Here is a 14,086-nt window from a genome sequence, read left to right as displayed (position 1 = left end):
CGATCCGGGCACCCGGCCCGCGTTCTCCGATCAGCCGAACCAGACGGCCTCCGGGCACTCCGTCATCGGGCGTTCTTCGTACCCGGACACCGGGGTCACCACCGCGTAGGTGATGCGTCCCACCCAGTTGCCCGACGACCCGCCGGCGGCGATGCCGGCGAGGCTGTCCCACGCGCGGCCGGGTGTCTTTCCGTAGGGCACGAAGGGATCACCGCCCCAGAAGCTCACGCAGGCGCCTTGTCTCGCGTCCTCCCACACGGTCAGCCAGGTGTCCGGCGCGACGTGCAGGGAGGCCGGCATGTCGTTCCAGTCGCTCCAGCAGTAGGCCACGCAGTCCCTGGTGACGGACCGCAGGTCGTGGGCTCCGGGTTTGAGTTCGACACCGTCGTCGTTGAAGCCGGCGGTCTCCCAGAACCGCGCCGTGTTCCACGACCAGGACTCGGCGATCTCACCGGCACCGGCGGGCGTTGCTGTCAGACCTAGCGCTGCGGTCAGGGTGAGGAGTGCGAGGGCCAATCGTGCTGCGCGAAGCGATCTTCGACCGAGCATGGAATTTTCCTTCCGACCTCTAGCGCCGTGTTCTGGGTGTCCCCGCAGAGCACCGGCGTCCGAGCCCCCTCAGCATGCGCGCGGCGAACGCGAACCGCCAGAACTGCAAGCCCCCTTGTTTTCCCAGATCAGAGGCAGTTTACGGACCCGTCGGTATCCGTTCGCGCCGGAGTCGGGGCGAAGGCTTCGCGAACGCGGCATTCGGCTGCGCGGTACACGGCCGTTCGAGCGCCGTGGGAGACCTTCGGTTCCCGGCGCTCGGCCACACCGGCTAGCTCTTCGGCTCCACGTACTTCGGGAACACCGGTTCCGGGGCGGGGAGGGTGAGGCCCGGTTCGATCGGGGTCGAGAGGGCGGCGAAGGTGCGGGTGGTCTGGGCCAGCTGGTCGAGGATTCGGCCGGCCGAGCCGGGGATCACCGGCTGCGCCAGGATCGAGACGATGCGCAGCACCTCCAGCGTCACGTACAGCACGGTGCCCTCGCGGGCCGTCTCGCCCGCCTTGGCCAGCGCCCACGGCTGCTGGGCGGAGAAGTACCGGTTCGTCTCGCCCAGCGTCAGCCAGACGGCCTCCAGCGCGAGATGCATCTGCTGCTGGTCGAATTCGGCGCGGCAGCGCTCCAGCAGGCCGTTCGCGCGGTCGAGCAGTGCGCGATCCTCGGCGGTGAATTCGCCGGGATGCGGTACGGCCGAATCGAAGTCGCGCGCCACCATCTTCAGGCTGCGCTGCACCAGGTTGCCGTATTCGTTGGCCAGGTCGGTGTTGATGCGGCCGACGATCGCCTCGTGGCTGTAGGAACCGTCCTGGCCGTAGGAGATCTCGCGCAGCAGGAAGAACCGCACGGCGTCCAGGCCGTAGGTCTCCACCAGGGCCGTCGGGTCGACCACGTTGCCGACCGACTTGGACATCTTCTCGCCCTTGTTGTACAGGAATCCGTGCACGAAAACGCGTTTCGGCACCTCGATCCCGGCCGACAACAGGAACGCCGGCCAGTACACGGTGTGGAACCGGGTGATGTCCTTGCCGATGATGTGCACATCCGTCGGCCAGAACCGCTGGAAGGCAGTCGATTCGATATCCGGGAACCCGACGCCGGTGAGGTAGTTGGTGAGCGCGTCGACCCAGACGTACATCACGTGGTCGGGGTGATCGGGCACCGGCACGCCCCAGTCGAAGGTGGTGCGCGAGATGGACAGATCGCGCAGCCCGGACTGCACGTAGCTGACGATCTCGTTGCGCCGGGTGGCGGGCAGGATGAACTCCGGATGCCGCTCGTAGAGGTCGAGCAGCCGATCCTGGTAGTTCGACAGCCGGAAGAAGTAGTTGGCTTCCTCGGTCCACTCCACCGGCGTATTCGTCTCGGTGGACACCCGGGTGCCGTCGTCGCGGACGGTGGTCTCCTCCTTGGTGTAGAACGCCTCGTCGCGCACCGAGTACCAGCCCGAGTAGGTGTCGAGGTAGATGTCGCCGTTGTCGCGCATCCGCTCCCAGATCGCGATGCTCGACGCGACATGGTCGTCGTCGGTGGTGCGGATGAACCGGTCGTAGGAGATGTCGAGGGCCTTGTCCAGCTGCTCGAACACATCGGAGTTGCGCGAGGCGTACCGCTCGACCGGGACCCCCTCGGCCCGCGCGGCCTGCTGCACCTTCTGGCCGTGTTCGTCGGTGCCGGTCATGAAGAACACGTCGTAGCCGTCGAGGCGCTTGAAGCGCGCGAGGGCGTCGGCCGAGATGTACTCGTAGGCGTGGCCGATGTGCGGCGCACCGTTCGGGTAGGCGATGGCCGTGGTGACGTAGAAGGCGGGGCGTTCACTCATGATGTGACTACTGTAATCGGCGTGCCTTCGACCGTTCGCGTGAATATCCCCGGTGATCATGCCTAGCAACCGACCCGCACCCGAACCGCCCGAACCGCTGTCCCCGCTGGTGGACGCGCACACGCATATCGACGCCTGCGGCGCCACGGACCCTGAATCGGTTGCCGCCTTGGTGGACCGGGCCGCCGCGGTCGGCGTCGGCCGGGTGGTGACGGTGGCCGACGATCTGGAGGCCGCGCGCTTCGCGGTCCGCGCCGCGCACTGGGACCAGCGTGTCTTTGCCGCCGTCGCGCTGCATCCGACCCGGGCGAACGCGCTGGACGACGCGGCGAAGGCCGAGCTGGAGAAGCTGGCCGCCGATCCGCGCGTGGTCGCCGTCGGCGAGACCGGGCTGGACTACTACTGGCCGGGCAGGCTCGACGGCTGCGCGGAGATCGAGGATCAGGTCGAGGGCTTCCGCTGGCACATCGACCTGGCGAAACGTCTCGGCAAACCGCTGATGATCCACAATCGGGAGGCCGATCACGACCTGCTGGCGGTGCTGCTCGACGAGGGCGCGCCCGACACCGTGATCTTCCACTGCTTCTCCTCCGACGCGAACATGGCGTCGGCCTGCGTCGCGGAGGGGTATGTGCTCAGCTTCTCCGGCACGGTCAGCTTCAAGAACGCCCGCGAACTGCACGAGGCCGCGAAGCTCGTGCCCGACGAGCAGATCCTGGTCGAGACCGATGCGCCGTACCTGACCCCGCATCCGTTCCGCGGCGCCCCGAACGAGTCGTACTGCCTGCCCTACACGGTCCGCGCCCTGGCGCGGCTGCGCGAGCAGGATCCGGCCGAACTCGCGAAGATCACGACGGCCAACGCCACCCGCGTCTACGGCATGTACTTCTAGGCGCCGCACCCCACCGAGGCTTTCCCCGAGGGCCTTGCCCACCAGCGATGCTTCGCGTTCGGGGTGCGGGGTGTGCTGGGGTTCACTACGATTACGCGCGTCGTTATCTGCCTGCGGGATCGATATCGACCCGTGATGTGGAAACCCCCTGTTCCACGGCGTGTGGTTGTCAGGGCCCGACCCCCTCGTTATCGTATTGTGACCATGCCGGACCTTCGGATCGCCGCTCTGCAGCGGATCAACTCCTCGCGGTCGCCGCTGCTGTACGCGGCGATCGCGGCGATGCTGGTCACGCTCATCGTGGGTGCCGCGCTGGCCATCGTGGACCGCAAGACCGTCACCGTCGTGATAGACGGCCGCACCTCCAGCCTGAGCACGATGTCCGGGGACGTCCGCGGCGTGCTCAAGGCCGCCGGGATGGGCGTCACCACTCGGGACGTGGTCTCGCCGTCCGCGGATGCCGACGTTCTCGACGGCGGGACAGTCGAATTGCATCGGGCCCGCCAGGTGGCGCTCACCCTGGACGGACGGTCCCGGACGGTGTGGACCACGGGCGCCACCGTCGGCGACGCGCTCGCGCAGCTGAACATCCCCGACGACGTGTTCGTCTCGCCCTCGCGGCCGACCCCGCTGCCGCTGGAGGGCGCCGCGATGTCGGCCACCAGCCCGCGCACCGTGCTGCTGGCCGATAACGGCGAGGCCCCGGGGTACGTCCGGATGGCCGCGCCGACCGTCGGCGAGCTGCTGCAGGTGCAGGGGGTGCCGCTGGCCGACCAGGATTCGGTGCAGCCCACCGCCGATACCGCGCTCCGGGACGGAATGAAGATCACCGTGACCCGCAAGCGCGTGGAGAACCGGCAGGAGCGGGTGCCGCTGGATCCGCCGGAGAACGTCATCGAGGACGAGTCGATGAATATGAGCCGCACCGTCGTCGAACATCCGGGCAAGGCCGGGGTGCAGGACGTGACGTTCGCGGTCTCGATCGTCAACGGCAAAGAGGCGAGCAAGGATCCGGTCGGGAATACCGTCATCGTGCCGGCCGAACCGAAGACCGTGCGCAAGGGCGCCAAGCCGGGCACCGAGGTCCCGCCCGTGCGCGACGGCGCGGTCTGGGACGCGCTGGCCCAGTGTGAATCCCACGGCAACTGGTCGATCAACACCGGCAACGGTTTCTACGGCGGTATCCAGTTCGACGAGAACACCTGGCTGCGGCAGGGCGGGGGCAAGTACGCGCAGCGCGCCGACCTCGCCACCCGCGAGGAACAGATCGCGATCGCCGAGGTGACCCGTGCCCGGCAGGGCTGGGGAGCCTGGCCTGCCTGCACGAGCCGCCTCGGTATCAGCTGAGCGTCGGCATCAGTTGAGCGTCATCATCGGCTGAGCGTCATCGGCTGGGCATTCACATCAGGGCGCCGCCGTCGACGCGGATCTCGCTGCCGGTGATGTAGCGGCCGTCCTCGGAGGCGACCATCGCGACCACGCCGGCGACGTCCTCGGGGCGGCCGAGCATGCCGCCGTCCAGCCAGCCGATGAGCCGGGCGAACAGGCTCGGATCGGCGTCGGGCGGCGTCTCCAGGTTCGAGGTGATGCCGGTGGTGATGCCGCCGGGCACGATATTGACCGCGCGCAGCCCCTGCTTGGCGTACTCCAGCGCGATGGCGTGCGTCATCGCGTTCACGCCGCCCTTGGACGCCGAATACGCGGCCATGTACGGGTGCGCGCCGAACGCCGAGGTGGAGGAGAAGTTCACGACCACGGGGTGGTCGCCCTGCAGCAGCGTCGGCACGGCGGCCTGGACCATCAGGAAGGTTCCGGTCAGGTTCACCCCGATCACCTGGTTCCAGGCCTCGAACGGCATCTCGTGGGTATGCGCCGTGCGCATGATGCCGGCCGCGTTGACCAGCACGTCCAGGCCGCCCAGGGATTCGACGGCGGTGCCGACCGCGTCGCGCACCGAATCGGGGCTGGACACGTCGACCCGCACGGTCTCCAGCCGGGACCGGTGCTCACCCGCCGCCTCGGCGGTCTCCTTCAGGCCCTCCTCGGCGATATCGGCGGCCGCCAGCGTGGCGCCCTCGGCCAGCAGCCGCAGGGCGATCCCCCGGCCGATGCCCGACCCGGCACCGGTGACCAGCACTCGCCGTCCGTCGTATCTGCGCTGCATTGCGTGTCCTTTCGACCATGTGGGTGAAACTCGCTGTGCCACCGACCAGTACCCGTGAAAACTAGAACGAGTACTAGTTTGCGTCAATGTGCCGTCCCGGGGTGCGCTCGGGTACGGGATCGTCCCTCGCTGCCGCTGCCGCTGCCGCTGCCGCTGCCGCTGCCGCTGCCGCTGCCGCTGCCGCTGCCGCTGCCGCTGCCGCTGCCGCTGCCGCTGCCGCTGCCGCTGCCGCCGTGCCACGCTCCGTTCGGGCGGGCGGTGTTCCGGGCGTGCCCGGCTCGCCGCGGTACTCGTTCACGCAGGTCGTGCCCGAACGGTACGGGATGCGGACGCGGGGCGATGACGGATGCCTTGGTAGGTTGTCCCGCGTGCCCGAACCCCCCTTCGTCGCTCGCGGTCAGGCCGAACTGCTCGGTCCCGCCGAGGTTCGGGTGCTGGCGGAGCGGTTCGGGGTGCGGCCCACCAAGCAGCTCGGGCAGAACTTTGTGCACGATGCGAATACGGTGCGCCGGATCGTCTCCGCGGCCGGCGTGGGTCGCGAGGATGTGGTGCTCGAGGTCGGGCCCGGGCTGGGGTCGTTGACGCTGGCGCTGCTGGACGTGGTGGACCGGGTGGTCGCGGTGGAGATCGATCCCGTTCTGGCGCGGCATCTTCCGAATACCGTGGCCGATCGCGCCCCCGGCCTGGCCGAGCGGTTGTCGGTGGTGGAGGCCGACGCCTTGCGCTTCGAGGCCGCCGAACTTCCCGCCGCTCCGACCGCGCTGGTGGCCAATCTGCCGTACAACGTCGCGGTGCCGGTGCTGCTCCGGCTGTTGTCCGAACTTCCCGGCCTCGCAACGGCTCTGGTGATGGTGCAGGCCGAGGTGGCCGACCGGCTGGCGGCCGAGCCGGGGTCGCGGGTGTACGGCGTTCCGAGCGTGAAGGCCGGCTTCTTCGGCACCGTCCGGCGCGCGGGAGCCGTGGGGCGTCAGGTGTTCTGGCCCGTCCCGCAGGTCGAGTCCGGCCTGGTCCGGGTCGAACGCTTCACCGAGCCGCCGTGGCCGCAGGACGCCGCGTTCCGGCAGCGGGTCTTCGATGTCGTCGACGCCGCATTCGCCCAGCGCCGCAAGACCTTACGCGCCGCCCTCGCGGGATGGGCGGGCTCTCCGGCCCGAGCCGAACAGCGCCTCGTCGCCGCCGGTATCGATCCCGGCGCCCGCGGCGAAACCCTCGACACCGCGGCCTACGTCCGCCTGGCCCGGCCGTTCTGACGGCGCGCCGGATTCGAAACCGCAACGCGCTCGACCTATTCCGTCGACGGTGCTCCCAGCCTAGTTCTGTTCGGGTGTGGCCGGGGTGTTCGGCATGGATACCCGGGGTGCGGCGGGGAGACCGAACGTGAGTCCGGCGACGACGGTGTCGGCGTCGGCGCCGTCGTGGTCGGCGCGGGTCGTGACGGTCAGCTGGATCAGGTACTGGTCGCCGTCGACGTCGACGATCGTGTAGCGGTTGTAGGCCCACAGGGTCAGTGCCGCAACGACATACGTTCCCGTGATGGCGGCCGAGGGATGACCGCCGAACCGCCCCATGTGGGTGTCCAGCTCGTGCCACTGATGCAGTTGACGCGCGTCGGTGAACCCGCAGGCGAGCAGCGTCTCCGCATCCACCGCCCGGGACAGGCGCAGCATCAGCACCACGGCGTTGTCGGCCCAGCCGTCGGCCGGCGGCTGGGCCCAGACGGCATAGGTGCCCGGGAAGTTCTCCGCGGCCATCTCGCGCCAGCCGTCCGGAACCCCGATCGCGACGACCGGGGCACCGGCATGGCCGGGCGTGACGGGCGTGGCCGCCACACCGGCGGCGGTCAGGTACTCGGCGACGGTGGGCGGTGCTTCGGGGCCGCTGGCGGATGTCACGGGTAGGGAGTCTGCCATGCGCCGCCGCGGCGCGGAGCCGGTGCTCAGCGGAACGAGCGCAGCCGCAGGCTGTTGCTGACCACGAAGACGCTGGACAGGGCCATGGCGGCGCCCGCGAGCATCGGGTTCAGCAGTCCGGCCGCGGCCAGCGGTAGCGCCGCCACGTTGTAGCCGAACGCCCAGAACAGATTGCCCTTGATGGTGCGCAGGGTCGCCCGCGACAGCCGGATCGCGACGGCCACGGTGCGCAGGTCGCCGCGCACCAGCGTGATGTCCCCGGCCTCGATGGCCACATCGGTGCCGGTGCCCATGGCCAGGCCCAGATCGGCACCGGCGAGCGCGGCCGCGTCGTTGACGCCGTCGCCGACCATGGCGACCACCCGGCCGCGGTCCTGCAACCGTCGCACCGCGTCCAGCTTCTCGCCGGGCAGCACCTCGGCGATCACCTCGTCGATGCCGACCCGGTCGGCGACCGTCCGGGCCGCGGCGGCATTGTCGCCGGTCAGCAGGACCGGGGTCAGGCCGAGCGCCCGGAGATCCGAAATCGCCTCGGCGCTGGTCGGTTTGATCGCGTCGGCGATCACCAGTACGCCCCGGGCGGTGCCGTCCCAGGCCACCACGACGGCCGTCTGCCCGGCCTCCTCCGCCTGCGTTTTCGCCTCGGTCAGCGCGGCGGGCAGGGCGATCGACCGGTCGTCGAGCAGTTCGGTGCGGCCGATGACCACGGCGCGCCCGCCGACCAGCCCCTGCACACCCTTGCCCCCGTGGCTGGTGAACTGTTCGACCGGATCGATCGACAGGCCGCGGTCCTTGGCCCCGGCGACCACCGCCCGGGCGACGGGATGTTCGGAGCCGTGCTCCACCGCCGCCGCGACGGCCAGCAGTTCCTCGGTCTCGGTGCCGTCCCCCGGAACCACCTCGGCGAGAGTCATTTTCCCGGTCGTGACGGTGCCGGTCTTGTCCAGTACCACGGTATCGATGCGCCGCGTCGACTCCAGCACCTGCGGGCCCTTGATCAGGATGCCCAGCTGGGCGCCGCGGCCGGTGCCGACCAGCAGCGCGGTCGGGGTGGCCAGGCCGAGGGCGCACGGGCAGGCGATGATCAGCACCGCGACCGCCGCCCCGAACGCGGTGGCCACCGAGGTGCCCGTGCCGAGCCAGAAGCCCAGCGTGCCCACCGCCAGCGCGATAACGATCGGGACGAAGACGGCGGAGATCCGGTCGGCCAGCCGCTGCACCGGGGCCTTGCCGTTCTGTGCCTCCTCGACCAGCGCGGCCATCTGCGCCAGCTGGGTATCGGCGCCGACCCGGGTGGCGCGCACCGTGAGAACCCCGCCGGCGTTCACGGTGGCGCCGACCACCGTGTCGCCGGGGCCCGCCTCGACGGGCATCGACTCGCCGGTCAGCATGCTGACGTCGAGCGCCGAATTGCCCTCCACCACGGTGCCGTCGGTGGCCACCTTCTCGCCGGGCCGCACCAGGAACAGCTCACCGACCCGCAATTGCGCTACGGGAATACGGATCTCGGTGTCGCCGCGCAGGACCGAGACGTCCCGCGCCCCGAGTTCCAGCAGTGCCCGCAGCGCGGATCCGGCCCGCTCCTTGGCCCGGGTCTCGAAGTACCGGCCGGCCAGGATGAACACGATCACGCCCGCCGCGACCTCGAGATAGATGTCGGACGCGGAGCCGCCCCGATCGACGGCGAGGCTGAAACCGTGCTTCATACCGGGCATTCCGGCCTCGCCGAGGAACAGCGCGTAGGCCGACCAGCCGAAGGCGGCGAGTGTGCCCAGCGAGATCAGGGTGTCCATGGTGGCCGCGGCATGCCGGGCATTGGCCCACGCGGCGCGATGGAAGGCGGCGCCGCCCCACCACACCACCGGCGCCGCGAGGGTGAGCGAAAGCCATTGCCAGTTGCGGAATTGCAGCGCCGGGATCATCGCCATCGCGATGACCGGAACGGTCAGTGCCAGGCTGACCAGCAGCCGGTCGCGCAGCTGTGTCGCGGGGGAGGCGGCCGAATCCTCCTCCTGCCGTGCGGTTTCGGCCGTCTCGTGCAGCCGGGCGGTGTACCCGGTGCCCACCACCGTGTCGATCAGCTGCGTCGGTGTCACCGACTCCGGGAAGCTGACCCTCGCGCGCTCGGTGGCGTAGTTCACCGTCGCGCTCACGCCGTCGATCCGGTTGAGCTTCTTCTCGATTCGGGCCGCGCAGGAGGCGCAGGTCATGCCGCCGATCTCCAGTTCGGCGGAGTGCTGTGCGGTGGGCGCGCTCATCGGTGGTCTCCTCCGTGCCCCTCGTGGCCGCTCGAAACGGCCGGGGCGGTGGACGATTCGACCGTGAACTCCGCGGTGTGCACGGCACGGCCGTGGGCGAAGTCCAGGTACAGGCGGTAGGTGCCGGCGCCGGGCGCCTGGGCGTGGAAGGCGACCCGCGGCCCCGGCGGCGTGGTGCCGATGTCGCCCTCGGGGTGGACGTGCAGGTACTCCAGATCCGGCGTGCGCAGCGCGACCAGGTGGGCGTAGGCGCCGAGATACGGTTCGAGGTCGGTGACCGGCCGGCCGTCGCGGGTCACGGTGAAGCGCAACTCGCTTCCGGCCGTGGACAGATCGCCGTCCAGCGCGATGCGGTAGCCGTCCACGTCGGCGGTCCGCGACACGGCGGGCAGCGGATGCGGCGGCGCGTCTCCGGCCACCTCGACCGTCCGGCTCAGCACCAGTTCACCGGGCCCGTCGCCGGCGGTCGTGCCGGGGGAGAAGTCGGCGAAGATCCGGTAGGTGCCGGGTTCGGCCCAGTTCCACGCGATCGACCAGGTGCCGTCCGGGCCGAGTTCCGGATGGACGTGGCGGTAGCCGGTGGTGTCGGAGCGGACCGCGATCAGGTGCAGTTGCTTGTCGTGCAGCGGTTCGAAGGCCGTGACGGGCCTGCCGTCGGGCCCGGTGATCCGGAATCGCAGGACGCCCGGACGGTTCGGTTCGGCCGGGGCCGAGATGTCGGTCAGCGTGTAGCCCGACCGGCTGCTCTGCAAGCCGCTGGCCGTGTCCTCGTCCGGCCGCGCGGACGAGGCGTGGCCGTGCTCGGCGGCCGGCGCGGCCGGCTCGCCCACCAGGGCGCCGATGCCGAGCGCGGCCCCGAACAGCACGACCAGCCCGCCGCCGAAGGCGGCGAACTTCAGCCTGTCGTTCATCAGCTCGCCACCTGGTATCCCGCCTCGTCGACGGCGGCCGCGACCTCGGCGTCGGCGATCGGCGCGGCCGACTCCACCTGCACGCGACCGCTGGCGAGGTCCACGTCGACGCCGGTGACTCCGTCGATCCTGCCGATCTCCTCCCGCACCGACGCCACGCAGTGGCCGCAGGTCATTCCGGTGACGGTGTAGGTGCTGGTGGCCATGGTCGACTCCTTCGCTCGTCTTCTATACGGTGAGGGGGTATCCCTTGATTGATCAAGGTACCCCCCTTGGGTACCTGACGCAAGCGATCCGGGGCGCCGGGCCGAGCCGGGTGGCCGCCGCGCCAGCATGTGTCGGCCCTGCGCATTACGCTTGGGGCTCGTGCTTTCCGTTGTGCCCAGTCCCGTGGTCGTGCGGGCCCCGTCGAAGGTGAATCTGCACCTCGGGGTGGGTGATCCGCGTGCCGATGGGTACCACGAGCTCACCACGGTATTCCAGGCGCTGTCGCTGAGTGACGATGTGGAGATCGCGCCCGCTGCCTCGCTGACGGTACGGGTGAGCGGCGAGGGCGCCGCGGAGGTGCCGACCGACCGGACGAATCTCGTGTCGAAGGCCGCGGTGCGGCTGGCACATCTGGCCGGCCGGGCGCCGCTGGTGGAGATCTCGATCCGCAAGGGCATCCCGGTCGCGGGCGGAATGGCCGGCGGCAGTGCCGACGCGGCGGCGTCGCTGGTCGGGCTGAACGAGCTGTGGGATCTGGGCCTGTCGCGCGACGAGCTGGCGGCGGTGGCCGCCGAACTCGGCAGCGATGTGCCCTTCGCCCTGGCCGGCGGCACGGCGCTGGGCCGGGGTCGCGGCGAGAAACTGCTACCGGTGTTGTCCCGCAGCAGCTTTCACTGGGTGCTGGCGCTGGCCAAGGGCGGACTGTCCACGCCGGGGGTGTACGGGGAACTGGACCGCCTGCGCGAGCAGGGCGATCCACCGCGACTGGGCGAGCCGCAGCAACTGCTACAGGCGCTGGCCTCCGGCGAACCGCGGCTGCTGGCCCCGTTGCTGGGTAACGATCTGCAGGCCGCGGCGCTGTCGCTGAAACCGGAGCTGCGCCGCACGCTGCGCGCCGGCGTGACGGCGGGCGCCCTCGCCGGAATCGTCTCGGGCTCGGGGCCCACGTGCGCCTTCCTGTGCGAGAGCGCGGAGGCCGCCGTGTCGGTCGCCGCCGAGCTGTCCGGCGCGGGTGTCAGCCGCAGCGTCCGCACCGCCGCCGGGCCGGTCCCGGGCGCCCGCGTGGTCGGTGACCCTCCGCACCACGCCTGACCCCCGCACCACTGTCGGCGTCTTGCGCCGTGTCCGGCGTCCCGCGCCGTGTCCGGCGTCCCGCGCCGTGTCCGGCGTCCCGCGCCGTGTCCGGCGTCCCGCACCGTGTCCGACGTTCCGCACCGCGTCCGACGTTCCGCACCGCGTCCGACGTTCTGTGCGTCATGTCCGAGGTCCCGCGCACCGCGTCCGGCACCCGTACCGGCCCGGCGTCTCGCGTCATGTCCGATGTCCCGCGTCACGCCCGTATCCCGCGTCACGCCTGGCGTCCGCACCGTGTCCGCCCCTCCGCACCATGTCCGGCGCGGCGAGCCGTGCCTGCTCGGCGGGAGCGTTCCAGCCGATCGGTACGCTGGCATGCGGTAATCGCCGACATCAGCGCAGAAGGATTCATGGTCAACCTGATCAATCTCGAACAGGTCCACAAGAGTTTCGGTATCAGGCCGTTGCTGGACGACGTCTCCCTCGGGGTGCAGGAGGGTGAGCGGATCGGGGTCGTGGGTCTCAACGGCGGCGGCAAGACCACGCTGCTCGAGGTGCTGACCGGTGTCGAGGAGCCCGACCGAGGCCGCGTGAGCCGCCGTGGGGGACTGCGACTGGCCGTCGTTACCCAGCGCGGCGTGCTGCCCGAAGGCGCCACGGTGGGCGAGGTCGTCCTGGCCGGGCTGGCGGACGACGCGCCCACCGATGGTGTCGCCGAACACGAATGGGCAGCCGATCCACGCATCCGCGGCGTGCTGGAGGGCATCGGCATCGCCGGTCTGGGGATGGAGACTCCGGTCGCGAACCTGTCCGGCGGCGAGCGCCGCCGCGTGGCCCTGGCCGCGGCCCTGGTGCGCGAACTCGATCTGCTGGTGCTCGACGAGCCCACCAACCACTTGGACGTCGAGGGCGTGCAGTGGCTGGCCGAACATCTGCTGGCCCGCCGCAGCGCGCTGGTGGTGGTGACGCACGATCGCTGGTTCCTCGACACCGTCGCCACCCGCACCTGGGAAGTGGTGGGCGGCGCGGTGGAAAGCTACGAGGGCGGCTACAACGACTGGATCTTCGCCCGCGCCGAGCGGTCCCGCCAGGCCGACGCCGCCGAGGCCCGCCGCCGCAATCTGGCCCGCAAGGAACTCGCCTGGCTGCGCCGCGGACCGCAGGCGCGCACCTCCAAACCGCGCTACCGGGTGGAGGCGGCCGAGGCGCTGATCGCCGACGTGCCGCAGCCGCGCGACACCGTGCAGCTGGCGTCCTTCGCGCGAAAGCGGCTGGGGCGCGTGGTGATCGAGCTCGAGGACGCCACCCTCGCCACCCCCGACGGGCGCGAGCTGGTGCGCGATCTCACCTGGCGGCTGGCGCCCGGCGAGCGCGTCGGCCTGGTCGGTGTGAACGGCTCCGGCAAGACCACGCTGCTGCGCGCGCTGGCGGGCGATGCGGAACCGTCGACCGGCAAGCGGATTCAGGGCCAGACCGTCCGGATCGGCTGGCTGCGCCAGGAACTCGACGATCTGCCCACGAATATGCGGGTGCTGGAGGCGGTTTCCGAGGTGGCCGAGCGAACCATGCTGGGCGACCGCGAGATCACCGCGGGCCAGCTCGCCGAGCGGCTCGGTTTCACGCCCGCCAAGCAGCGCACCCCGGTCGGCGACCTGTCCGGCGGCGAGCGCCGCCGCCTGCAGCTGACCCGCATCCTGATGGCCGAGCCGAACGTGCTGCTGCTCGACGAGCCCACCAACGACCTGGACATCGACACCCTGCAGCAGCTCGAGGACCTGCTCGACGGCTGGCCCGGCACGCTGGTGGTGATCAGCCACGACCGCTACCTGATCGAGCGCATCTGCGACTCCACCTGGGCACTGTTCGGCGACGGCACGCTGACCAACCTGCCGGGCGGGATCGAGGAGTACCTACGCAGGCGGGCCGCGTCCGGCGAGACCACCCGCAAGCCGGCGGCGTCCGGCGGCGCGCCGAATTCGGCTGCCCCCGTGACGGATGCGGCCGCCCACCGCGCCGCGCGTAAGGAGTTCGGCCGCCTGGAGCGCGCCTTGGAGAAGCTCACCGACCGGGAAGACAAGCTGCATGCCGCCTTGGCCGAGTCGGCTACCGACCCCGACAAACTGAGCACCCTCACCGCCGAGCTGAAACAGGTACAGGCGGAAAAGGAGACGACCGAGGAACGGTGGCTCGAGCTGGCCGAGGAGGTCGGGTAGTAACCGGCGGCTCTGGCCCTCCCATCAGCCCGGCGGCTCTGGCCCCCTCGTCATCCCGGTGGCTTTAGCCTCTCGTCATCCCGGTGGCTCTA

12 protein-coding genes are annotated in these 14,086 nt (G+C 70.7%); 5 read left to right on the top strand and 7 right to left on the bottom strand.

The features are described 5' to 3' along the window. Positions 1 to 30: 30 nt before the first annotated feature. Together D892_RS0105320 and metG are read right to left on the bottom strand one after the other, a co-directional pair. Positions 31 to 549 (bottom strand): hypothetical protein, encoded by a 519-nt coding sequence (locus tag D892_RS0105320; protein ID WP_156959390.1) that lies wholly within the window; start codon positions 547 to 549, stop codon positions 31 to 33. Positions 550 to 820: 271 nt separating this feature from the next. Then, the gene (gene metG / locus D892_RS0105315; protein ID WP_051498999.1) at positions 821 to 2,365 is read right to left on the bottom strand and encodes a methionine--tRNA ligase; all 1,545 of its coding nucleotides are present in this window, start codon (positions 2,363 to 2,365) and stop codon (positions 821 to 823) included. Between the two features lie 58 nt (positions 2,366 to 2,423). Here metG and D892_RS0105310 point away from each other — a divergent pair, with 58 nt between their 5' ends. Further along, on the top strand, positions 2,424 to 3,257 hold the full coding sequence (locus D892_RS0105310; RefSeq protein ID WP_024800245.1) for a TatD family hydrolase: 834 nt from the start codon (positions 2,424 to 2,426) through the stop codon (positions 3,255 to 3,257). A 219-nt stretch (positions 3,258 to 3,476) separates the two neighbouring features. Continuing rightward, positions 3,477 to 4,604 carry a resuscitation-promoting factor gene (locus D892_RS0105305; RefSeq protein WP_024800244.1) on the top strand — a complete coding sequence of 376 codons (1,128 nt, stop codon included), beginning with the start codon at positions 3,477 to 3,479 and terminating at the stop codon, positions 4,602 to 4,604. Between the two features lie 52 nt (positions 4,605 to 4,656). Here the strand turns inward: D892_RS0105305 and D892_RS0105300 are convergent, their stop codons facing one another. Continuing rightward, on the bottom strand, positions 4,657 to 5,421 hold the full coding sequence (locus D892_RS0105300; protein ID WP_024800243.1) for an SDR family NAD(P)-dependent oxidoreductase: 765 nt from the start codon (positions 5,419 to 5,421) through the stop codon (positions 4,657 to 4,659). Positions 5,422 to 5,789: 368 nt separating this feature from the next. On the opposite strand from D892_RS0105300, the gene rsmA reads away from it, so the two are divergent. Continuing rightward, positions 5,790 to 6,671 carry a 16S rRNA (adenine(1518)-N(6)/adenine(1519)-N(6))-dimethyltransferase RsmA gene (gene rsmA / locus D892_RS0105295; protein WP_024800242.1) on the top strand — a complete coding sequence of 294 codons (882 nt, stop codon included), beginning with the start codon at positions 5,790 to 5,792 and terminating at the stop codon, positions 6,669 to 6,671. Positions 6,672 to 6,731: 60 nt separating this feature from the next. Here the strand turns inward: rsmA and D892_RS40460 are convergent, their stop codons facing one another. From D892_RS40460 to D892_RS0105275, 4 genes are read right to left on the bottom strand one after another with little or no spacing between them, the layout of a single operon-like run. Next, positions 6,732 to 7,313, bottom strand: a complete 582-nt coding sequence (locus D892_RS40460; protein WP_198036836.1) for an LpqN/LpqT family lipoprotein — start codon at positions 7,311 to 7,313, stop codon at positions 6,732 to 6,734. Between the two features lie 44 nt (positions 7,314 to 7,357). Next, a complete protein-coding gene (locus D892_RS0105285) occupies positions 7,358 to 9,589 on the bottom strand; it encodes a cation-translocating P-type ATPase (protein ID WP_024800240.1) in 2,232 nt (743 codons plus the stop codon). Beyond that, positions 9,586 to 10,500 carry a hypothetical protein gene (locus D892_RS0105280; protein ID WP_024800239.1) on the bottom strand — a complete coding sequence of 305 codons (915 nt, stop codon included), beginning with the start codon at positions 10,498 to 10,500 and terminating at the stop codon, positions 9,586 to 9,588. Before D892_RS0105280 ends, D892_RS0105285 begins: the two co-directional genes overlap by 4 nt. Continuing rightward, the gene (locus tag D892_RS0105275) at positions 10,500 to 10,706 is read right to left on the bottom strand and encodes a heavy-metal-associated domain-containing protein (protein ID WP_024800238.1); all 207 of its coding nucleotides are present in this window, start codon (positions 10,704 to 10,706) and stop codon (positions 10,500 to 10,502) included. Before D892_RS0105275 ends, D892_RS0105280 begins: the two co-directional genes overlap by 1 nt. Before the next feature lie 160 nt (positions 10,707 to 10,866). Here D892_RS0105275 and D892_RS0105270 point away from each other — a divergent pair, with 160 nt between their 5' ends. Both D892_RS0105270 and D892_RS0105265 read left to right on the top strand, forming a co-directional pair. After that, on the top strand, positions 10,867 to 11,799 hold the full coding sequence (locus tag D892_RS0105270) for a 4-(cytidine 5'-diphospho)-2-C-methyl-D-erythritol kinase (protein ID WP_024800237.1): 933 nt from the start codon (positions 10,867 to 10,869) through the stop codon (positions 11,797 to 11,799). A gap of 392 nt (positions 11,800 to 12,191) precedes the next feature. After that, complete coding sequence (locus D892_RS0105265) at positions 12,192 to 13,994, top strand: ABC-F family ATP-binding cassette domain-containing protein (protein WP_024800236.1); 1,803 nt, start codon at positions 12,192 to 12,194, stop codon at positions 13,992 to 13,994. Positions 13,995 to 14,086: the final 92 nt, after the last annotated feature.

The organism is Nocardia sp. BMG51109, assembly GCF_000526215.1.
In the GTDB taxonomy this organism is placed as follows: Bacteria; Actinomycetota; Actinomycetes; order Mycobacteriales; family Mycobacteriaceae; genus Nocardia.
Note: the sequence above shows the minus strand (reverse complement) of the source record. Positions and strands in the feature narration are given on the sequence as shown.